The organism is Arthrobacter sp. AL05 (genome assembly GCF_029960715.1).
Lineage (GTDB): Bacteria > Actinomycetota > Actinomycetes > Actinomycetales > Micrococcaceae > Arthrobacter.
Genome location: NZ_JASBRC010000015.1, coordinates 33,708 through 53,721, shown reverse-complemented (window position 1 = coordinate 53,721; position 20,014 = coordinate 33,708). Strand labels below are relative to the sequence as shown.

Below are 20,014 nucleotides of genomic sequence, written 5' to 3'. Positions count from 1 at the left end.
CACTAGTGCAAGGGGAACACGATGAGTGAAGCAGATGGAATGGACGATGTTGTGGACGGCGGGCTACGGCAGTCGCTGATGATCGCCTCACGCATTGCCGAGACTCTGGCCCGCCGCCGGCAGGAATCCCAGCGGCAGAATGAACACCAAGACGCCCAGATGGCGCACGAAGCACAGGCACGTCTCGCCGCCGAACGCAGCGCAGCCCACGCAGCGCTCGCTCCTGTGGAAAAGGACCAGTGGTGGGACAAAGCCCAACCCCACGACATTGCCACGGCCCACGCCGTCGCTGAAGGCTGGAAAGACCACGACCCCACCGCACTCGCCGCATCCGAAAAGATCCGTCAGGAAGTCTTCACGCGCTACGGCATCGACACCCGCGACGTCGGCACTGACGCCGCCTACCTGGAATCAGGGATCCAGTCCATCACCACGGAAAAGGCGCGTCAGGACGAGCTGGCCCGCAGCCAGGAAGAGACACGCAAGGCCGCAGCCGAACACGAGAAAGCAATGCGCCTGCTCGCCGCTGCCCGCGCAGAAGAAATCCGCGCACAGGCCGCCGAGCTGGCCCCCGAAATGGAGCGCCACCAGGTGCCCGCGGAGTACCTGGCCAACCCCGAGCTGGCCCAGGCACTGCAGACCGCGCACAGTGCGAAGACCCCCGCAGCAGTGGCGGCCGCCGACGCCACCGTGCAGGAACGCCTGTTCCTCATCGGCAAGGACGGCATCAACGGCCCCGACATCGACCAGCTGCGCAAAGAAACCACCGCAAACATTAACGGAGCCGGAGATTCCCACTTCGAGGATCCCGAATTCGTGAAAGCCGCCAAGGACCTGCACGAAGCCAAACTCCTGGCAGAGGGCGGCTTCACCGGGTCCGAAAGGACGCCCGTGGAGCAGCGGTACGAACGAGCCGAAAAAGAACTCTTCGCCCGCATGGAAAGCGTCGGCCGCGAGATCGAGAACCGTGTCACCGGCAACGACAGCCGCTGGCTCACAGATCAGGGCCTCAAAACAGAAACCGCGTCGGCCGCCGGGTACGGGTCAGCCGCACAGCACGAAAAGTTTGCTGAGTCCTTGGAGAACAGCGGAGCCACAGGGAACCAGATTCGAGGTCGGCTGGCCGCAGCGCGCAGCGAAGGAACACACCCGATCGCGGCGGTGACACAGGGTAGGGGTGCAGCTAAGGCCCGGAAATCCAGTGCAGGCGCAGCCAAGGGCGCTGAACGTGGCAAAAGCGGTCCCACGCGCTAGCAGGACAAACTCTTAATGCGTGGGCTCAAGTGGTTTTCGTAATGGCGTAAGTTGGATATATTCCGTAAGGCGTGGCGTTGGACAAGATCCAAGTGGGGCCCGGAGCCGCTAGCCAACCAAAGAGGCGCGGCTTTGGGGCGGATGGAAATTGTCCGGCCATGACGTGTTCGAGTCATAGAAAATATTGCCCAGCTGGCTCTCAAGAAGATTAGCGCCCGCTAAGTTGGTGCCAGTTAGGTTGGCGCCCGTTAGGTTAGCGCCCGTTAGGTCAGCGCGAGTGAGATCGGCGCCGGACAGATTTGCATTGGTGAGGTTGGTCCCCTTTATGAGGGCCCTGCTGAGGTTTGCGTTCTGAAGGTTAGCGTACTCGAGGACTGCATCCGTCAGGTTCGCCTCATAGAGGTCGGCGCGGTCGAGACGAGCCTCCGTCAGGTCCGCATGAGTCATGTCGGACGACCCGAGGTGAGCATCCATGAGGTAGACGATCATTGTGCGAAAGCCCCCGTACTTGGATTTAAGGACCGCTTTTACGTGACGAAGGTCGGCGCGCTCTAAGCGCGCACCTTCGAGGTGGGTCTCGTGCATTCTGGCGCCAGCCATTTTTGCGCCATACAGGTCCGCCGACTCTGCATGGGCAACCGAGAGATCGGCGTTCTCCATGTTGGCGTTTAAAAGCTCTGCACCACGTAGGTTTGCGCGTAGCAATTGGGAGGAATTGAGATTCACTGAAGCCATCTTGGCGCCACCTAGATCGATATCGCTCAGGTCTGCAGAACCAAGATCAGCGTTGTCGAGGCGCGCGTTTGCCAGCTTCAAACCCATTAGCGGTTCTCCATGCAGATCTATGCTCGAAAAAGGCCTGTCAAGTTGCGCAGAGCTCGAAAATGAACGAATGAAACGAAGATTCTCGAGGCGGGTGGCTTGCTTAGCTTGCTCGGAAGCCAGTGCCCTTTCGCGAGATGCACGATCGTCGTTAATTTTTGACTGCTCCTTGGTGATGATCTCACCCGAGACAACGCCCGCCGACGCGCCTACGATGAGGGCGATCGCAACATTCCGCAGGATGAATGCCCGGACCCCTTCTGGAAACCATAGCCGTGATGGCGCAAGGACACTGCCGGTCGGGAGCGTCTCCTGGTTTCGGCGTCTCGCTGTTCGCAAGCTTCGTCCCACGCGTAGACCCCAAAGCGGCGGTTTGGCCATCGTCTTAGGATAGGCAAAGATGGCCGTTCTCAACAGTCTTGGCACGGTTTTGCACTGCTCGTCCACTGACTGTCTTGAGCTGAACCCAGCGTGTTTTACGCCGCGTTCGAGAATGGGCACAGGTAGAAAGCCCACGAGACAGGGGACAAATACACTCGACCCGATCCAATTCGGCGTCAAAGTCCGGGAGAGCCAGACGACCGCGCGAAATCCAGACGAACATCGTGAAACCAGCCTGCCGGGGCCTTCTTGGGTTCGAGGTGTTCCGGGTCGCGGTGCTTTTGCATGTCGCATTTGTAGAACGGGCCGCGTGGGTCAAGCATCACGCTCATGTGGTGGTCCGCGTGGTCCTTGAACCAGACACTGATGCCCGTGGCTCCGTCCAGCCTGAGGTGTTCCCAGGCCCGCCACAGAGCTTCTACCCGGGTGACTGCTTCCGGGTGGTAGTACCACTCGATGCACCACTTCGCGGCGCGGCCGTCGACGTCGCGGACGTACGTTGGCAGCAGCTGTTCGTGCAGGAACTCTTCGGCTGAGCCGTAGACCAGTTCAGAAGGCTTCTGCTCTTCTGCCGGGGCGTCTGCGGGTGTCTCGGCGTCGTTTGAGCTGAAGCGGCCGATGTCGGTAGTCATCTCGGAACCTCCTAGCCCGTGACCCAGGGATTAGCGACCGAAGCGGCAGGTACCGGGACAGCCTCTTCTTCGGGTCGCGGGCTGTACTTCTTGATGGACGCCTCCACAGCGTCCTTATGCGGGCCGGTGTACCAGGGCATGGTGCGGACCAGCGTGGCGGGTGCACCGGAGGCGAGGACGACGGCGCGGCCGCGGTCCAGTTCCGCGAGGTTGGAGACGTCGAAGATGCGTTCCTTGCCCTCCTGGCGGGAGCGGCTGGAGCCGGACTTTCCGGAGGAGACGGAGACGTTGGTGTAGCTGTAGTCCCCGATCAGGTCCGAGAGTGCCCGGAGGAACCCTTCTTCGGCGACGCCGCCGCCGTAGACCTTGACGTTCGCGGCCGACCAGATTTTCCGCATGTTCGCCTCGCCCCACAGTTCGACGCCCTGGGACCAGGACTGCAGGATGCCCATGACGATCAGGCCTTTGGAGCCGTAGTGGCTGAACTGATCCGGCAGGGCTGCCCAGCGGACTACGTTGGCCAGCTCATCGAGGGCGAACAGCGCAGGTTTGGGCAGGCGGCCGCCGCTGCGTTCGGCCCGTTCCTCCATGGCCTCAGCGATCGCCACCGTCAACGCTGTGGTGAGCGGGGAAGCTGAGCCGGCCCCTTCCTTGGAGAGAATGTAGATCGTCTCCTGTGAGGCCGCGAACGCGTGCGGGTTGAACTGCCGCCGGGCATCCGTGGCGACCGTCGCGCCGCCTATCGGGGCGACCCAGCGCAGCGTGTTCCTGGACTTGAGGCACTGGATCATCTTCTCGGCGGTGCCGAAAATACCGTCGCGCTGCTTGTCGGCCAGCTTCAGCGTGGACTCCAGGCCCTTGTACTGCAGCTCGTAGTCATGCTCTTTCAGGATTTCGATAGGTTCCTGGCTGACCTGCTCCGTCACCCACAGGTAGACCTGCGTGATGGGAAGCTCCCCCAGCGCGGCCGCGAGGAAGTACGAGGAGAGGATGTCTTCGGCCTTCGGGTCGAAGTAGGCATCCGGCTTGGACCCCGGGACGCGTGAGCCGACGGAAAAGTGCTGGGTGAGCTTGTAGGCCTTCTCCTCGTCGGTGACGTAGGAGAGCGGGTTCCACCACCAGTCCGGTTCCTCCTGCGCGATCTTCTGCGGATCAAAGACCCAGACCGGGGCCGTTGCCTCGCGGACGCCGCGGGTGCCGTCCACGACGTCGCGCTTGTTCGAGGTCGACACCACAGCACCCGGTGCGTCCAGGATCGCGGGCATGACCCGGGAAGTCGACTTACCGGTACGGGGACCCCAGATATCGAGGCTGAGGTCTTCCCAGGACTGAATGAACTTCTGGCCGGTGGAAACCACCTTGCCCACCACGATGCCCGGGGTATCTGTCACGCCCAGCCGCTCGGCCGTGGCCTTTGCGCCCTTCTCGGAGAACGCGGCGAGGGATTTACCCCGGCCCAGGTACCGGGCGGCCTTATCGACGCGGGCACGTTTGGACGCGCCCTTCCTCCAGGCCACGAGCACGACGATGGTCAGGACCATGACGACGCCGGCCATGATGGCCGCGGCGACGGTGGACTGGACGGGCCAGGGTACCCGGCCCTTGATGAGCCCGGCGATCAAGTCAATCGGATGGGCGGGAGGTGCTTTGATGCCGGCCATCCATGAGCCCAGGTGTGCGGCTGCGTAGGTCCCGCCGCCGAAGATGATGATGAAGCCGATGGCCATCCAGACCAGCAGGGCATCGCCGAGGCCCATACCTTTACGGTTCGGTGCACTCACAGCGTGCCTCCTTCGACGGGTACGTCAAGGGTCATTGGCTCGAGGAGGGTGTCCGGGGTTTCACGCCACTTACCCTCGGTGTCGTTGACTCCGTCCGGGCCCTGCTCAATGGATGTCAGTCCGACCAGGACCGGGATTCCGGGCCGGCCGCCGACCTTGATCAGGAACTTCCCCCGGCCCGGGGGTTCGACGTCGACGCCGCGGGAGTCCCAGGCGGGGGGGTCCTGCCAGGAGATGAGCTTCTGCTGTTCCTGCCGGGAGAGTGGAATGGCCGAGGTCAGCAACGGCATTTCCGAGGCCGGGAGGCCGCCGCAGATCACCATGCCGGAACGTTCCACGAAGCCGCGGGCCTTCATCCGGTCCTCTTCTGCCGGCAGTGCCAGCAGGTCGGACATGGTGTGGGAAATCATGATCTGCCCAACGCCGACGGAGCGGTTCAACCGGGTCAGGGCATCCACCCGGTCCACCATGCCTTTACCGGCGCGCAGCGCCCGCCACAGCTCATCGAGAACCACGAAGTAGTTCCGGCGCGGTTCCAGCCCGGCGTCGGCCAGGGCGTTGGCGACGTTGACCGTGCCGAAGCCATAGGACCAGCACGCGAGCAGGATTGCTGCCTGGAGGTCCGTTTCGGTCTCGTCAATGCTGGAGACATCGAAGACCACGGCGCGGTCGCGCATCATGGGGTTGGTGGTGTGCCGGGAGAAGATTTCTCCAAGCTTCCCGCCACCGGTCAGGCCCAGCAGGGTTGCTTCCAGTGCCCGGGTTTCCTGCAGGTAGACGGTCATGTCGCCGCGGTCCAGTGCGACCTGCCGCAGCTCATCGGGTGCGGAAACAATGACGTCCAGGAGATCTTTCAGGACCGGTACACCGTCGAACCGGTCATCGAGCACGCGTAGGGCACGGTCCAGGATCGTCTGTTCCTGATCGGTGGGCGGGTTGTTCCGGCTGATCGTGATCAGGGAGACGACCATCGTCAGGCGGCGGCCGTGCGCGTCGGCGCGGACCCGGGCGGCGTCCTCATGGTGGCCGCTGTATTCGAGCAGCTGCGCCGCTTCGACGGCCTGGCCGGGATCAAGAATGTTCAGGTATCCGACGCCGCGGCCGAGCTTGATGACCTGCCCGCCGAGGGCCTGGACCGCTTTGACGTGCTCACCCTTCAAATCCCCCAGGATCAGGGGGTGGACGCCCTGAGCGGAGAGACCAATAAACATCCGCCGCACCACGGTGGACTTTCCCAGCCCGGGCTTGCCGAGGATGAACGCCGACGGATTAGAAATCAGGCGTGCGCGCTGGAACCAGCTGATCGGGTCGCAGCAGACCGTGGCCTGGGTTTCCTCGTGGCGGCCCAGCGGCACGCCGATCATGGGTGAGGACGCACCGGAGGAAAACGGCCACAGTCCGCAGACCTGGACTGTGGTTCCCCGGTATTCCTTCACGGACGGGACGAGCTGGGCCATGCCGCCGCCGCGTCCGGTCCAGCCCCGGGCAGATGGCCCGGGCTGGCGGGGTTCCTTCTCCGTCTTCTTCTTCGGCGCGGCCTTGACCGGCGCTGTGACCTTTGTGGCGGGGCGGGTGAAGAGTTTCATGCGGGCCATTACAGGGCATCCTTGATTTCGGAGGGCAGGAGGCTGTGCTTGGGAAGGACCAGACCCAGGGGCAGGGACGCGGCGAACGCGGTGTCCTGGGCGCCGTAGGCGCGGCGCAGCAGCACCCGGGCGGTCCCGGAGGTCTGTTCCACGGCGGCCACGGCGTCGGGGAGGCGGTCCTTGTCGGTCACGGTGGCCGTGACGACCATGCCGAAGTTCACCAGCCCGGCACCCTGGGCCTCTTCCTGTGCCGTCTGCACGGCGGAGCGGGCATCGACCAGGGCGCGGGCGGAGGGTCGGTTCCCGGAGGTGATGCGGACGTTGGCGTTGTTCTGGTCCCGCTCCACCACGGCGGCGGCACGGGCGGAATCCATCGGCCGGTACAGCAACGAGATCCGCTTCCGGTCAATGTCCCCATGCGGGGCCAGCAACCGGGACAACACCGAAGAGTTGACGGACCCGCGCGGGGCACCTGTCATCGTCCAGGACGCCGAGAACGCGCCGTCATGCCGGTAATCATCCCAGCTCGCCTGCGTCGCGGTGGGGCCGACTTCGCCCCACGTCAGGGACACCGGGGACCCGGCGGCGTGGGCTTCATCAATGATCAGGGCAGCCGGCGGGTCATAGGCGATCCGTACGACCTCGCAGAGTTCCTGCGCGGACATCGGCCGGGCTATCCCGGCGCCGGTGGACTGCAACCGCGCCGACAAGCCCGGGATCCGGGAGGCAACGTCGCGGGCCACGTCCTCGGGTGTGCGCTTCTTCGATCCGGCCCGCAGGGAGGCGTTGAAGGTCAGGGATACCCAGGCCCGGACCGTGGCCGAACCTTCCGGATACGTGTCGACGACCTCGTTGAGGACGTTCCTGGCAAACTCCGGTGCATTCGGGTCAATATTCATCGTGACCTCATTGCGGAGCCGGTAGCCGGAGTCCGGGGCGGTCTCGACCGTCACGGCGGCGGCGTCCAGGCCCGCCTCGTCTCCGAGGCCGGCGAGCCAGCCGCCCCAGTTCGCGACCCACGCATCGACCTGCTCCGGGTCCACAAGGGACGCACCGTCGGGTTCGGTGGAGAAGATCACGGTGTAGTGGCTGGTGGTCGGCACATGCAGGAGAGCGAACGGGCGCTTGTAGGAGTCGGTGAATTCGTACAGGGTCGACTTCGCGGCCAGGCCGGGCAGCTGGTACATGCCCCAGGCCGTCACACCAAGGGGGCCGGAACGGTAGAGGTTCGTTCCGGAGGACTTGGAGAGCCGGAAGCTCATCCGGGTGCCGAAGCGGTCAACAACGGACTGGCCGTGCTTGTCCTTGACCGTCAGCAACAGGGCGCTGGCCCCGGCCACGGCCAGGACCCCCAAGCCCGGGAACAGACCCCAGATCGCGAAGCTGATGATGCCCAGCAACAACCCGGCCATGACAATGCCAGTGCCAATCGCGCCCAGGTTACCCAGGCCCGCTGAGCGCGGGACACGCCAGTTGCCGTAGGACGGTTCCTTGTATTCGGTATTAATTGCTGCCACTGGGGCCCTCCCCGGTCGAATCCTGCGCGGTCTGTTGTGCGGCCTGGGAAACCCTGGACGCTGCTTGTGCTCCTACGGCGACGGCCATACCAGCCGGACCCGCAGCTGACGCTGCTCCCGACGCGGCACCGGCGGTGCCGGTAGCAGCCCCTGCCCCGGCGGCGCCGGTGGTGCCGGCTGCACCGGCTGTTGCGGCGCTGGCCGCCCCACCCGGACCGGTGGCCCCGGGTGTCGGCTGGCCGCCATTTCCCCTGGGGCCGGTTGTTCCGTTGCTGCCCTTCGGAGATGCGCCCGACTGGGTGCTCTGTGTACTTGCTGGAGTCGGGGAGGCGTTGCCTTTACCGCTGCCGCCACGGCCCATGGACACGGCGCCGGTGGCCATGGCTCCGACCGCTGCCCCGGCCCCCGCTCCACCGCCGGAAGCGACGGCACCCACCATCGGCGTCACGAACCGCATCAGCGCCGGCAAAGCGAACAGAGCGACGACCATCAGCGTGAAGCCCGTGATGGAGCTGATCAAGGCGTTCTGGCCCTTGCTGCCCATGAGGAGGAAAGCGACCGAGTAGACAATGGCCGCAGCCGGTTTGTAGAGGATGAACGCGATAGTCCAGCCGATTGCTTTCTGAAACCACTGCCTCCCCATCTCCGTGTTCGTGAAAGCGGCAGTCGTGGGCAGAATGCCCGCCAGGATCACCAACATGCCGCTGCGCACGACCATCAAGACGATCTGAACGAGGGAGGCAATCAGGCCAATCAGGCCCAGAACGATGAGGATAAACACCCCGACCCCGGTCTGGTTGGTCATGACCAGGATGCTCATTGCATCGGCGAAGCCCTTGCCGTTCGTGGAGCGGTCGATGATCGCGGCCGAAAAAGCATCCGCCGCGATCACCAGGATCGAGATAACGCCCAGACCCAGACCCGACACCAAGGTCAAAGTGACCAGGGACCGCAAAAGGTCCTTCAGCGGCGCCCCGCGCTGCTCCCAGATCATCCGGATACCACCGACAATCACCGCCAAGACCGCCAGCGCCAGCGTCCAAGGCAACAACTCGCTATTGACCGCAGAAACAACGGGGCTCGGCGTCGCACCGTCCGCACTGGCAAGGTTTACCGTGGGCATGGACACCCAGAAAGTCGACAGAGTCGTCACCATCTGACTCATGCCCTCCATGATGGCTTTGGCCATATTGCCCATGGCATCATCGGCGAGCCCTGAGACCCAGTTGCCGACTGCACATCCGGCATCAATAGCTCCGCATGCTTTTTCTGCCACGTCAGGCTCCCGACCACGCGATGAAGCCGCTGAGGTCTCGAATTTGGGCTATTTCATTGATCAATTGACCGGAGTCGGCAATTGCCAGTTTCCAGTCCCCATCGGCCCATAGCAAAGGAAGGACCGCGTGCCCAAGCATCCCTTTGTCGGTCTGAAAGGCGATGTCAACGTTCGCTGCGGTGGGTGAATAGCTCTTGATTACGAAGCCGCGAAATTGAACGGTTGAGTTCGACGTGGGCTTTGACGAGGAGTCTGCCCTGGCGATATCCCGGCCCGGCCCGGGCATCAAGAGCTTGTCCGTTGCTTTCTGACTGAGGACAGGATCTCCAGACGAGCCCATAGCCAAGATGTTCGCGGCCGCATATAGGGCGCCGGTGGGGGACTTTGCGAAGCATGATCTTAAGCCATCTTCGTCTGTCATGCCCGGACCGAAGGTCTTGGGGTCGGTGGGCGCGGCAATCTTTCCTACAAGTTCCCACTTGGACTTCGGCGCTGTTCCCAAGGCTGTTTCCGTGCTTGAGGGAAGCCCGCAAACACTTTTGCCGGCCGCGTCTGCTGACTTCGTAGGTGCTGCTGCGGTGGTGCTGTCCGGCGATGCGGCGGGGGCAACCTGGGCGGTGTCCTGGCCTTTGGGTAGCAGGAAGATGACGACGGCTGCTGCTATCAGCGCGACCACCAGCGCGGCAGCAATGATGAAACCGGGTTTGGTGAACGGATTGCTTTCGGTGGTGCTCTCTGTTGACTGGCTCATGGTGAACCTCCCGTTGTTGGTGCTGGTTTAGACGAAGGCGCGGACGATGCCGGCGGCGCCGGTGATGATGATGCAGCCCATCAGGACCCAGCCGAGTTTGCCGATGGCTTGGGCTCCTTCGCCGCGCTGGAGCTGGATGACCATGCCGATGCCGACGATGATCACGCCCAGGACGCCGAGGACCAGACCGATACCGGAAGCCCAGTTCAGGACGGTGAGAAGACCGCCGGCTTCTGCCGGGACGACCGGGGTGGGGTTGGGGATGACGGACGCTGCAACTGCGGAGAAGGAGTTCATGGTGAGAGACCTTTCAATTGGTGGTGCTGGGTGTGGTAGCCAAGGCGGCTAAGTCAGTGATGAAGCGTTGGTATTCGCGGGCCGGCGGGGTGGTGGCGCTCCCGTGCCGCCAGGACTCGACCCAGGGCAGGGTCCAGAGGCGGGGCGCTCCCCCGCCGATGATGGCGGCGAAGTCACGCAACGGTTTGGGAGTCTTCCCGGGTGCGTCCGCGAGGACGGCAAGGCCGAGCAGGTCAACCGCGGGTGCCGCGCCTGATGCCCATTGGGTTAGTGCGCTCTGTGCAGCTGTCAGGCCGCGCATGTCGGCGCGGCAGACCAGCAGCACCCGGGGCTTGGTGCCGTCCTGGAGGACAGGCCAGCAGTGACCGGTGGGGCGTGCCCCGTCGATCAGGTCTGCGATGCGGCTTTCCCCGGACCCGCCGTGGGAACCGGTGACCCACAGCGCTGCGGAGCCTGTCACGGTGCGTCGGGCCAGACGGTCTGCGGCGTCGGGTTCAACCATTCCCCGCAGAGGCACATTGATCACGGCCGCCGGTGGCACATACGCGTCCTGTACTGCCGTGTCTGCGCCGTCGGCGGGGGCCGGATGGGTGATCCAGGGGTTCAGGGACTGTTGCACGATTGCCTCCTTTCAAAGTCCGTTGGTGAGTGTCTTAGAAGCCGGCGGCGACGGCGGCCGCGGCCGCGAGCCATGCCCGCCGGGTGGCGGGCTGAAGGGCTTCATAGCGGATAGGTCCGTTGACCAGGGCCGGATCGTAAGGAATCCGGACAACCGCGCGGACGAACGGTTCGAAGCCGTCAGCGATCCGCTGCGCTTCGTCCTTGGCCCGCTTCAGCGCATCCCCGCTCATGCTGCGCTTGGCGTCGGTGGACTCAGAGACGATGACCACGGCGTTGCGTGCCAGCTCGGCATCGTGCCCGCCCCGGGATTCCAGGGTCTGCAGCGTCAGGCGGGCCGCTTCGGCGCGGTCCTCAATGGCCGTCACCGGGACGACCAGCTGGTTCGTGTGGTCGATCATCCGCCGCCAGTTCGCAGCCCGGGCCGTGTTGCCCGAATCCATCACCACAAGCCGGTAGTACCGGGTGAGGACCTGGTGGGCGATGTCGACTTCCTCGGCGGTCACTTCGTGATCGCCTTCCTCGTTCTCGTCCGAGCGCAGGACATCGAACTTATCCGCCGTCTGGTGATGGACGAACTTGGCAATTTCCGCCGCGTTCGTTGACGGGGACAGCAGCTCGGTAGAGGAATCAATCAGATCCAGGACGCTCCGGTCGTGGGAGCCCTTTTCCGTCCGCCACCCCAGGGTCCCCTGGGACTCGTTGTTATCCCACGCGACCGAGGCCGCACCGCTGTAGCGGGCGAGGATGGCTGAAAGCATCACCACGGTGGGGGTCTTGTTCGCCCCGCCCTTGCGGTTCACCACAGCGATGGTTCGCGGGCCTGGCCAGTGCTGGCTGACCGTCCGGACGTCCTGCCGTTCGGAGAGTTCTTCTTCCGAGGGGTCCATCCGGAATCCGAGGCGCGTGAGCGTTCCGCGCCAGCCCTGAGTGGCCGGTTCCAGCACCGGGGCGCTGACCAGGAACGAGGTTTCCTTCAAGCTGCGCCGCGTCGGAACCGCTTCCTCAGCAACGACAGCTGTCTGCGGATCCGGGTTAGCCGGCGCGTGGTCGGCGTCGGCTGCAGGGGCAGGAACCGGGGCGGGCTCTACCGGCGAGGTTATGGGCTCCGGCGCGGGAGCGGGGACGGTCTCAATGATCGCGGGGGCGACGGTCCGGGGTGTGGTTGCAGGGGCCTCTGCCCGGCGGCGGCTCTGGTGGGGGTCATAGGAGACGGATTCGATCTTGTTGTCCGGATGCACGATGAGTTCGCCCTGGCCGTCGGGGTCCTCGATCTGGACCCGGACGGGGCGCTGGAGCGTCTGTGCCTCGCCCACGATGAGGGCCAGGGCGTTGTTGCGCAGTTCCTGCACGGAGTCTCCGGCGGCGACGACGCGGGAGTTACCCGCGACGACGACTTCGGCGGTCCCGTTCTCGCGGACGATGGCGCGGATGTTGGGAAAGGCCAGAACTTGCGTTGGTGTAGTACCCATGAGCTTCTTCCTTACGTGGGTGTGGGATGGACTGTGGCGCTTCAGGACGCGGGGGGGGGGGTGAGCCGCTTGACCTTCCACGGGGCGTCCTTGCCCGTGCGGAGCAGCTGCACCGTGTAGGTCCCGGCGTTCGTCGGGACCGAGGCCGTGACGCCGAAGCCGTTGGTTTCATCGACGCTCAACGTGGCGGGGCCGGTGACGCGGGATGCCGGGATGTTGGCCGGGTCCACGGCCGAGTAGTCAGCGGTCGCCTGTGGAGTCAGCCACCGGGCCAGATCATTGGCCCACTGCTTGTCCTCCACCGTGGGGCGGGCGAAGTCCGCCATGGCCTTCCCGGCGACGTCCACAGCCTCATCCTTGCTGGCCTGATCCCAGCTGATGCCGATCGTGGCGGGGATAGTGCCGCCCGGTGCCTGGGGTCCGCTGTTGGCGCTCAGGGAGACCGGCGCGGACGAGGTGGGGCTGGCGGCCGCTGATGCCGACGGCGCTGCCGCGGTGATGCCTGCCGGTGCGCAGGACACGCAGAGCAGCGCCACGCCAACCAGGGTCAGGGGCTTTTTCACTTCTTCTCCTCTTGGGTGGGCAGGTACAGGAAAGCCGAGGGGACAGTGTTGGCCACTGTCCGGGTGTAGTAGCTGTGGTCCGCCGGGGCCGGGTTGCCGTTGTAGCCCTCCTCGACGTAGGTCCCGTTGTCCTTGACTTCCTTGACCACCGCGACGTGGCCGAAGCTCGGGTCCGCTCCCCCGGCTCCGGGCGCGTACCAGACGACGGCACCGACCCGGGGTGTGCTGCCGGAGGCCCAGCCCCTGGCGTCCCAGCCGGCCTTCCAGGTCAGGGCCGAGCCGAGGCCCTGCCCGTCCGGACGAAAGGAGCCGTTGAGGAACTTGAACGGTGCGCTGGTTGACCCCATCTGCTGGTTCACCCGCCACAGGGCGAAGTCCACACACTCGCGGTAGTACATGCCGAGAGGTGAGGTGCTGGCCGAGTTTGCGCCGACCTGCAACCAGGTCGGGGAGTTCTTCCACGGGTAGTCATCCCCCGCGCCCGACTGTCCCGGGATGGCGCAGTCGCTGCCCTGCAGGGAGAACTTCGAGTTCGAGAGCGCCTGGACGAGCTTCACTGCCTCGGGCCAGTACCTCTGGTAGTGGTACGGGTCGGCGTTGCGCTGGACCCTGTTGCCGGCAATGGTCGGTTCCAACAGCTCCCAGCCGGCCACGCCTTTCAGTGCTTTGATGAAGTTGGTTGCGCTCGTGGTGGGGTCCATGCGGTCTGCGTAAGAGCCCCACGCGCCGTTGTCGCGCTGTTGGAACAACCCCCGCGAGTCCGGGCCGGCGCCGTCGCCGGTATCCAGGACCCGCAACCCCGACTCCCCCAGGGAAACCATGACGCTGATCATCTGCCCTTTCACGGACAGGTCCAGTGCCTTACCGGCACCCATGATCGCCGCGGCGTTCTTCAACTGCTCCTCGGTGTAGCCCTCGACCTTGGCGTCATCATCGATGACAACAGAGGCGGCCGGACCGCAGGTGGCGGCAGCTGGCTTCGCGGGGGCGAGAAGCAGAAGCATGGAGAAGATCAGTCCGAAGAACAGCCCGGGGATGGCAATGATGGCCACTAGGCCAAGCGATGTGCGCTGCATTAGATTCGCCCCTCCCCCTTGGACGTCGACTGGCTCAACCAAAAGATTACACGCCTGTAGTGAACATGTACAACGCCTGTAGTGGGCATGCATTGTTCAGATATGAGGGATTCAGGCGACGTTACGATGATTGGGTGCCGTTCCTCTTCCTGGTTCGGCGCTGGAGGGTGAGACCTAATGCTGACGACACGGCGCGGCCTGGCCTGCCTCGCGTTCCTTGTACCGGCGGCCGCACTATCTGGATTCGCGGTTGTCATGGCCCGCAAGATCGTTAAACGGGGACCAAAGGACTACCGTCGTGCCGAACTGACAGATGATGGCCGTAGAGTCCGCATCGACTTGGACGACTACACCAAAGCCCCGGGCGACTTTGGCGTGTTCGACCCAGCGACAGAGAAGTACACGAGAGTCGGCGAGGTCACGCTGATCAATGAGGATCAAAAGTACGTAGAACGGCGGATTGATCCTCTTGGGTCCGCGCCGGGACGTCTGGGGCCAATCGTCGATTGGACTCCGGACGTGTTTTTCGAGCCCTCTGGTGTCGGCGGACGGTTCGAAGAGGTGGACGTCCCCACCGCGTACGGTGCGGCGCCTGCATGGCTATTTGAAGCTGAGAACACGGACGTATGGGTGATCCATATCCATGGCAGCTGGACCGACCGCTCGATCATGTTGCGGGACGTCCACGCATTCAGTTCTTTAGGATTCACCTCCTTGGTCCCCACATTTCGCAGCGACCCGGAGGTCAGCCCACCACAGGCCGAATCGAGCCACCTTGGGCAAACGGAGTGGCGTGATGTGGAAAGCGCTGTGTCCTACGCCGTCGCTCGTGGAGCCAGACGCATCATCCTCTCCGGCTGGTCAATGGGTGGGACCATTGCGCTGCTGACAGCGGAGCGCAGCGCCCATCGGGACCGGATCGTCGGAGTCGTCCTGGTAGGGCCGGTCACGAGCTGGCGCAAGACCATCACGGCGGGGGCGGTGCGGGCTGGCGTGCCGGCGATTGGTGCCGGCCTTGTCATGTACCTGTTGCAGGCTCCCCCGTTCGCGAGGATGCTCGGGTTGGAGGAACCGATCGATTTCGATGCACTTGATTGGGTCGATGTACCTAACCGGGTGGCAGTCCCGACGCTGGTCCTGCACTCCTACACAGATCAAGAGGTTCCCTGGGAGATCTCAGCGGCGTTCCAACGCGCGAATCCTGACACCGTCACCCTGATTCCCCTACCTGAGGCGCATCATACCCAGGAGTGGAATGCCTCGCCTTGTACCTTCTCCAACGAACTGACGGCTTGGGTCAGCAAGACGATCTTGGCTGAGCAGGGCTAGGTCTGTGCGTCTAGCTTGGCCTCAATTTTGCTGATTTTGCCCTCAACAGACTCCGGGAACATCGTCATATTCCCCCGCTGGTAGTTGTGCAGAACGATGAGGCTTTTGTAGACCCCGTTTTCGAGCGTTTCATTGAAAAGGTCCCACGCCGGACTGACTCGGGATTGATCTGCATTTACACGGATCCTCAACGCCGTAAGCCAGAGTGCATCGATCATCCAGAGCCGCAATTTCGGGAGCTGCTTGGACAGGAATAGAATCAGCCACCCCGCCGCCGTCACCGAGAGTCCTACATAGAAAAGGCGGTCAAACCAGGATCCGATCGCTTGGGCGAAGGCATCCCAGGGCGAGAAATGGAACAGCACCACGTACATAATGTGGCACGAACAAGCCGCCGCAACCACGAGCAGGCCCGCTGAGAATGTTGCATACGGGCCCCGCGCCTTGTGCCGAAGCATGTAGATGATCCTGAGCACGGTGAACAACAACGCGAGCATGTACGTGCCGCTGTACGTGGCAGTTGCGAGCTGGTCCATGCGGGTATCAATGAAGTCCGCAGATGTTGGAGCTTTGTCCTTAATCAGGGCGAAGCTGACAACCATGATGGGAATACTCAGCAACGGGGCGTAGTAGGTCCATCTGACAATGGGTACGTTCGCTAAACGCCGCACGCTGTCGTTGAAGAAGAAGATCGCCAGCAGCGCGAAGATGGCTTGAAGCAGGTTCGTCACGTTGATGCCACCGAGGTAGCTGTCGATGACCTCTAGCGGTGTAACCGTCCCCAGGACATAGAGCGCCGTCAGACCGAACATCGATGCCAGCCACGACGCCCGGGATTCCGCCACCTTCACCACCGAGGGGATCCGAAGGAGGCACAGGGCACTCAGGAGCGCAAAGAGCAAAAGTTTCATGGTCTAGCTGAGGAAAGGATCAGGATCGGACGAGCCGCGTCCACGGGTCTTCTTCGACATCTCGAAAGCGAAATCCTCCACCCACCGTTCGACAGGATGATTCGGAACCGACCGGCAGGTAACGCTAATCGCGTCCGCGGTTTCCCTCAGCATCTCTTCAGAGAGATCCGGCAGAGCCAAGGAAATCCGAAAGCTCTCCAAGTAGATGTGTCCGAGTTCGTGATAGATGCAGTGAAGTTTGTATTGCCGCGACTTCTGCGGGGGGAAATAGACGTTGATGCGATCTTCAAATTCGGCTTTGAAGGCCGTCAGCGCACCCCAGGACTCCTTGTACTCGATCAGATTGATCGGCTTCTCACAGATCACACTCAAGCGGTCGACAACTTCCTTCATCGATGTCGTGCCGTCTCCGCATAACTCCCGAACCTTTTCCGGGACCAGCGGGAGCGCCATTCACTCGTCGTCTTTCTCGTCGGCTTGCATCGATGCATCGATGATCCTGGTGATCGTCCTCAGTGTTTCTGGCGAGGTGGCCCCCAGGTTTCTCGCGGCAAAGTTCTTCACCTTGAGCTTCCGCATCTGCACAAGGAATTCCATGCGCGCTTCTACCTCGGGAGGAGTCTCGCTGTTGAGATCACACAGATAACTGGGTGGTACGGCAAAAACGAACTCTGCTATGCCCTTCAGCAGTTCTTGATCCGTCACCAGGCTGCCAGTGCCATTGATCAAGTAGGACCACCGTGTCCGCGACAGGTGGATTCCGTGGGCGGAAAGTGCTTCTTCGACATGAGGGTAAGTGAGCGCAGTGTTGTTATCTGCCTCCCAGATATCCACTAGGATGCCCATGCGATCCGCTAGCCGCTCTTTCTTCTGTTGCTGCGTAAGAAACACGCTGCGGCCCCCATTTGCCATCTATACAGCTCCTTAGCCAAGCTCAGCCACTTGTGTAGGCCGGCCACACAGGGCGGGCGGGCAGCTGACACAAGAGATATTACCCGATGCCTACCGCAGGGTGCAGGCAGTGAGTTGTGCATGTGCGGAGCATGTATGTAGTCTTTCGTTGGCTTGGTCTTTTTGAAGGAGCACTAGGCGCCACCGCGACAGGACCTGTAGACCTACAGGTTCTCTTAACCCGAAGTGAGGGTGACGACATGGAGGAATACCGCCCACCCAAACTGATCGGTAAGAAGGCACCCCTGAACTGCCTTGTGCTCCCAGATCAGCATTACACCGCCTGGAAGGCGATGCAGCGGTACAACATGTCCTTCGGTGAGTATGTGGGCGCTTTGATAGACCGCGCGGAAGGGCGTCCCAACAAGCTTGATGGGATGCAACGAGGGGGCATCGGCAATTGAAGAGTCTTAGGACACCAAAAAGCCAAAGAGCGACACGCCGCGATGACCTGCGCGGTTTCGTTTATCAAAACCGCTTAGATGGCACTATGGCAATTCAGAAGCTTGCTCAAGGGGGCCGCCCGTCAAAGGGACCGCGGCACACGTTCGTGGTGAAGCCCGATCTTGCACGGGCCGAGAAACTGCGAGCAATCATGGAGATTCTTGGTACGAACGCAGTCGACTACCTGACTCCGCTGGTTGCCGCCCACATAGATTCCATCAACCTTGATGAACTGCGCAACCAGGAGATTTTGCCTATACCAAAGGCCAGTTAAGGACTGAAGGCCCGCACTAGGCGGGCCTTCAAAAAGTATGCGTTCAGATCCGAATCTTGGCGGAGGACGATCTGAACTTTTTACAAGCTCCCCGTGAGGGGCGCTCCATTTGCTATACCCCGAAGGGACTAGCTGTTGTCTATGGTACCTGCAGTGCCCGTGCCGTCAATAACTGACGCGCTGCAATCCGCGGGTCAAGTCACTCCCGCGATGGCATGGGCTCTCGCTCCGTTGATCGCCGGTGCGCCGACTTATCGTCCAGGACGTTGGATAAAAGGCCGGTTTCAGTACCCCCGGCCGCTTGACCCGCCCCGGATCACCGCTTCCCTGCCGAAGCAGCCGGCGGCCGTTCCCATTCATGGAGCAGATGGCTCTGTGGCGACTCTCTGTCTTGATCTGGACACTTCTAAAGCGCTGCAGGGCGTCGTCGATGAGGATGCCCGACGTCTCGGGGTCCTTCTGGAAAGCTGCGGTGTCCGCTACGTCGCGGACTACTCCCCCAGTGGCGGACGCCACCTCTACATTCCCCTGGCCGAGCGCATGGAAGCACCAGCGGCCCGTGAGCTGATCGAAGCCCTCGCACGGACGGCGGCCAGCCTTGACCCCAGCCCGCACCAGAACGTCACCGACGGCTGTATCCGGGTCCCGGGAAGTGCCCACAAACGTGGCGGCCACCAGATACTCGTCACGCCCCTGAACGAGGCATACGACGTGCTGCGCCGCCGCAACCCTGTCCAGGTTGTGGCGGCCCTTCGACGAGCTCTGGCACCGGAGCTCAAACGTGAACGCGAGCTAAAGGCCCGCGCCGCCAAGATGGCAGTACAGGCGACGGCGACTGGCGTTCGTCCGGTTCCCTTTGGCGGGAGCCAGTCCCCCCTGCGCCTGGCGGCCCGAACCGGCCTGTACGACACCGCCCGTTACGCCAGCCCGTCAGAAGCCCGCATGGCAGTGCTGAACCACTTCGCCGCCTGTGGCTGGACCCTGGATCAGGTCCGCCTCGAGCTGGGCGGCCAGTTCCCCGGCCTCGCAGCCCTCTACTCCGACACCGACCGACAGGAACGCCTCCTCGATAAAGAGTGGGCTGAGGCCTGCCGCTGGATCCAGAAAACGGGAACCCTGGCACCGGGCAAAAGGACTGCCCGTATTAACGACACAAGCCCCCCATTACCCACAGGGGGGGCCGGCAGAACCAGCAGCAAAGCTGCTGCCCACCAGCTCGTAAACGATCTTGAAAATGTCCTGTACGCAGTCCTTGACCACAGATTCAAAGAACGCGGCCGCGAAGGCCTCAGCCTGCGTTTGCTGCTGCGCGCAGTGCTCGGCTACATGCGAACCATGGAAACTGACCTGCTGGATGTAGGTTGCCGTACCTTCGCCACTGCACTGGGCAAGCACCACGGCACTATCTCCAGGCTGCTCCCGACGCTCGAACAAGCCTCAGACGGCATCCTGACCAAAATTGCCGATGCCCGCGGCCGCAACGCCGACACCTACGTGATCCAACTCCCCCAGCACTTTGAACAACTTGCACGGGAGCTCTCCTGGCGCAGCGGAAAGATTCATGGCATCCGACCTGTATTCCGGGCCCTGGGCGACGTCGCTGCCCTCGTCTACGAATCCATCGAACGCGGACGCCTCTCCCCCACCACGGCAGTAATCGTCAGGTCCACTGGACTTAGCCGCACAGCCGTGGAAACAGCCTTGGCCGCCATGAGCAGCTACAACATGATCGAACGCCGGCACGGGCACTGGAGCATCACGGCCGGGACCAGCCTGACAGCCCTGGCCCGGCGGCTCGGGGCACTTGACGACGCCGCAGAGCAGATCAGCACCCACCGAAAGCAACGCGCAGCCTGGCACGCATGGCTGGACAGGAACCTCGCACCCGAACTCGCGGAACAAGAAGTGAACGAACGTGACTCTGATCTCTACTGGATCCCACCCTCGGAAACCGAACTGGACCTGATCGGAGCGCTGTGGCGAGCTGCGTAGAGCGCCGGCGTTGGTAGTCGGTATGGATCCCCCAGACCACGTTGGTAAGTGTTCGCTTGTTTCGCCAGTTTCACAAGTGAAAAAAGC

General features: G+C 63.1%; 20 protein-coding genes. 5 read left to right on the top strand and 15 right to left on the bottom strand.

Annotated features, from left to right (window positions below; genetic code table 11):
- The first annotated feature begins 21 nt into the window (after window positions 1–21).
- Entirely contained in the window at window positions 22–1,254 is a 1,233-nt protein-coding gene (locus tag QK287_RS15990) for a hypothetical protein (protein ID WP_282360758.1), read from the top strand.
- A gap of 108 nt (window positions 1,255–1,362) precedes the next feature.
- Here QK287_RS15990 and QK287_RS15985 read toward each other — a convergent pair whose 3' ends face one another.
- The 12 genes from QK287_RS15985 to QK287_RS15930 all read right to left on the bottom strand — a co-directional run bounded on the left by QK287_RS15985 (window position 1,363) and on the right by QK287_RS15930 (window position 14,026).
- Window positions 1,363–2,457: a pentapeptide repeat-containing protein gene (locus QK287_RS15985; protein WP_282360756.1), complete on the bottom strand. Its 1,095-nt coding sequence runs from the start codon at window positions 2,455–2,457 to the stop codon at window positions 1,363–1,365.
- A 176-nt stretch (window positions 2,458–2,633) separates the two neighbouring features.
- Window positions 2,634–3,089 carry a DUF4913 domain-containing protein gene (locus QK287_RS15980; protein ID WP_282360754.1) on the bottom strand — a complete coding sequence of 152 codons (456 nt, stop codon included), beginning with the start codon at window positions 3,087–3,089 and terminating at the stop codon, window positions 2,634–2,636.
- 11 nt (window positions 3,090–3,100) lie between these two features.
- The gene (locus QK287_RS15975; protein WP_282360753.1) at window positions 3,101–4,870 is read right to left on the bottom strand and encodes a type IV secretory system conjugative DNA transfer family protein; all 1,770 of its coding nucleotides are present in this window, start codon (window positions 4,868–4,870) and stop codon (window positions 3,101–3,103) included.
- Window positions 4,867–6,465 (bottom strand): ATP/GTP-binding protein, encoded by a 1,599-nt coding sequence (locus QK287_RS15970; RefSeq protein ID WP_282360752.1) that lies wholly within the window; start codon window positions 6,463–6,465, stop codon window positions 4,867–4,869. The genes QK287_RS15975 and QK287_RS15970 overlap by 4 nt, the downstream gene beginning before the upstream one ends.
- Window positions 6,465–7,973, bottom strand: a complete 1,509-nt coding sequence (locus QK287_RS15965; protein ID WP_282360751.1) for an SCO6880 family protein — start codon at window positions 7,971–7,973, stop codon at window positions 6,465–6,467. The genes QK287_RS15970 and QK287_RS15965 overlap by 1 nt, the downstream gene beginning before the upstream one ends.
- Window positions 7,960–9,249, bottom strand: a complete 1,290-nt coding sequence (locus QK287_RS15960) for a hypothetical protein (RefSeq protein ID WP_282360750.1) — start codon at window positions 9,247–9,249, stop codon at window positions 7,960–7,962. Before QK287_RS15960 ends, QK287_RS15965 begins: the two co-directional genes overlap by 14 nt.
- Before the next feature lies 1 nt (window position 9,250).
- The gene (locus tag QK287_RS15955; protein WP_282360749.1) at window positions 9,251–10,000 is read right to left on the bottom strand and encodes a hypothetical protein; all 750 of its coding nucleotides are present in this window, start codon (window positions 9,998–10,000) and stop codon (window positions 9,251–9,253) included.
- Window positions 10,001–10,027: 27 nt separating this feature from the next.
- Window positions 10,028–10,297, bottom strand: coding sequence for a hypothetical protein (locus QK287_RS15950; RefSeq protein WP_282360748.1), 270 nt, complete (start codon window positions 10,295–10,297; stop codon window positions 10,028–10,030).
- A 13-nt stretch (window positions 10,298–10,310) separates the two neighbouring features.
- Window positions 10,311–10,916: a DUF6668 family protein gene (locus tag QK287_RS15945; protein ID WP_282360747.1), complete on the bottom strand. Its 606-nt coding sequence runs from the start codon at window positions 10,914–10,916 to the stop codon at window positions 10,311–10,313.
- Between the two features lie 34 nt (window positions 10,917–10,950).
- Window positions 10,951–12,387, bottom strand: coding sequence for a chromosome partitioning protein ParA (locus tag QK287_RS15940; protein ID WP_282360746.1), 1,437 nt, complete (start codon window positions 12,385–12,387; stop codon window positions 10,951–10,953).
- A gap of 41 nt (window positions 12,388–12,428) precedes the next feature.
- Window positions 12,429–12,950 carry a hypothetical protein gene (locus QK287_RS15935; RefSeq protein WP_282360745.1) on the bottom strand — a complete coding sequence of 174 codons (522 nt, stop codon included), beginning with the start codon at window positions 12,948–12,950 and terminating at the stop codon, window positions 12,429–12,431.
- Window positions 12,947–14,026: a CHAP domain-containing protein gene (locus tag QK287_RS15930; RefSeq protein ID WP_282360744.1), complete on the bottom strand. Its 1,080-nt coding sequence runs from the start codon at window positions 14,024–14,026 to the stop codon at window positions 12,947–12,949. Before QK287_RS15930 ends, QK287_RS15935 begins: the two co-directional genes overlap by 4 nt.
- A 177-nt stretch (window positions 14,027–14,203) precedes the next feature.
- Between QK287_RS15930 and QK287_RS15925 the strand changes: the two genes are divergently transcribed.
- Window positions 14,204–15,355 (top strand): alpha/beta fold hydrolase, encoded by a 1,152-nt coding sequence (locus QK287_RS15925; RefSeq protein WP_282360743.1) that lies wholly within the window; start codon window positions 14,204–14,206, stop codon window positions 15,353–15,355.
- Here QK287_RS15925 and QK287_RS15920 read toward each other — a convergent pair.
- From QK287_RS15920 to QK287_RS15910, 3 genes are read right to left on the bottom strand one after another with little or no spacing between them, the layout of a single operon-like run.
- Window positions 15,352–16,266 carry a hypothetical protein gene (locus QK287_RS15920; protein WP_282360742.1) on the bottom strand — a complete coding sequence of 305 codons (915 nt, stop codon included), beginning with the start codon at window positions 16,264–16,266 and terminating at the stop codon, window positions 15,352–15,354. The genes QK287_RS15925 and QK287_RS15920 overlap by 4 nt on opposite strands.
- 3 nt (window positions 16,267–16,269) lie before the next feature.
- Window positions 16,270–16,719 carry a hypothetical protein gene (locus tag QK287_RS15915; RefSeq protein WP_282360741.1) on the bottom strand — a complete coding sequence of 150 codons (450 nt, stop codon included), beginning with the start codon at window positions 16,717–16,719 and terminating at the stop codon, window positions 16,270–16,272.
- A complete protein-coding gene (locus tag QK287_RS15910; protein ID WP_282360740.1) occupies window positions 16,720–17,178 on the bottom strand; it encodes a hypothetical protein in 459 nt (152 codons plus the stop codon).
- 239 nt (window positions 17,179–17,417) lie between these two features.
- On the opposite strand from QK287_RS15910, the gene QK287_RS15905 reads away from it, so the two are divergent.
- The 3 genes from QK287_RS15905 to QK287_RS15895 all read left to right on the top strand — a co-directional run bounded on the left by QK287_RS15905 (window position 17,418) and on the right by QK287_RS15895 (window position 19,927).
- Entirely contained in the window at window positions 17,418–17,621 is a 204-nt protein-coding gene (locus QK287_RS15905) for a hypothetical protein (protein ID WP_282360739.1), read from the top strand.
- 86 nt (window positions 17,622–17,707) lie between these two features.
- On the top strand, window positions 17,708–17,935 hold the full coding sequence (locus tag QK287_RS15900) for a hypothetical protein (RefSeq protein ID WP_226761981.1): 228 nt from the start codon (window positions 17,708–17,710) through the stop codon (window positions 17,933–17,935).
- A gap of 375 nt (window positions 17,936–18,310) precedes the next feature.
- Entirely contained in the window at window positions 18,311–19,927 is a 1,617-nt protein-coding gene (locus QK287_RS15895) for a hypothetical protein (protein ID WP_282360738.1), read from the top strand.
- Window positions 19,928–20,014: the final 87 nt, after the last annotated feature.

Excerpts from the sequence above, each read along its gene's own strand:
- QK287_RS15990 (WP_282360758.1), top strand. The coding sequence starts at position 22 with ATGAGTGAAGCAGATGGAATGGACGATGTTGTGGACGGCGGGCTACGG.
- QK287_RS15985 (WP_282360756.1), bottom strand. The coding sequence starts at position 2,457 with ATGGCCAAACCGCCGCTTTGGGGTCTACGCGTGGGACGAAGCTTGCGA.
- QK287_RS15980 (WP_282360754.1), bottom strand. The coding sequence starts at position 3,089 with ATGACTACCGACATCGGCCGCTTCAGCTCAAACGACGCCGAGACACCC.
- QK287_RS15970 (WP_282360752.1), bottom strand. The coding sequence starts at position 6,465 with ATGGCCCGCATGAAACTCTTCACCCGCCCCGCCACAAAGGTCACAGCG.
- QK287_RS15955 (WP_282360749.1), bottom strand. The coding sequence starts at position 10,000 with ATGAGCCAGTCAACAGAGAGCACCACCGAAAGCAATCCGTTCACCAAA.
- QK287_RS15950 (WP_282360748.1), bottom strand. The coding sequence starts at position 10,297 with ATGAACTCCTTCTCCGCAGTTGCAGCGTCCGTCATCCCCAACCCCACC.
- QK287_RS15940 (WP_282360746.1), bottom strand. The coding sequence starts at position 12,387 with ATGGGTACTACACCAACGCAAGTTCTGGCCTTTCCCAACATCCGCGCC.
- QK287_RS15930 (WP_282360744.1), bottom strand. The coding sequence starts at position 14,026 with ATGCAGCGCACATCGCTTGGCCTAGTGGCCATCATTGCCATCCCCGGG.
- QK287_RS15925 (WP_282360743.1), top strand. The coding sequence starts at position 14,204 with ATGCTGACGACACGGCGCGGCCTGGCCTGCCTCGCGTTCCTTGTACCG.
- QK287_RS15920 (WP_282360742.1), bottom strand. The coding sequence starts at position 16,266 with ATGAAACTTTTGCTCTTTGCGCTCCTGAGTGCCCTGTGCCTCCTTCGG.
- QK287_RS15915 (WP_282360741.1), bottom strand. The coding sequence starts at position 16,719 with ATGGCGCTCCCGCTGGTCCCGGAAAAGGTTCGGGAGTTATGCGGAGAC.
- QK287_RS15910 (WP_282360740.1), bottom strand. The coding sequence starts at position 17,178 with ATGGCAAATGGGGGCCGCAGCGTGTTTCTTACGCAGCAACAGAAGAAA.
- QK287_RS15905 (WP_282360739.1), top strand. The coding sequence starts at position 17,418 with ATGGAGGAATACCGCCCACCCAAACTGATCGGTAAGAAGGCACCCCTG.
- QK287_RS15900 (WP_226761981.1), top strand. The coding sequence starts at position 17,708 with ATGGCAATTCAGAAGCTTGCTCAAGGGGGCCGCCCGTCAAAGGGACCG.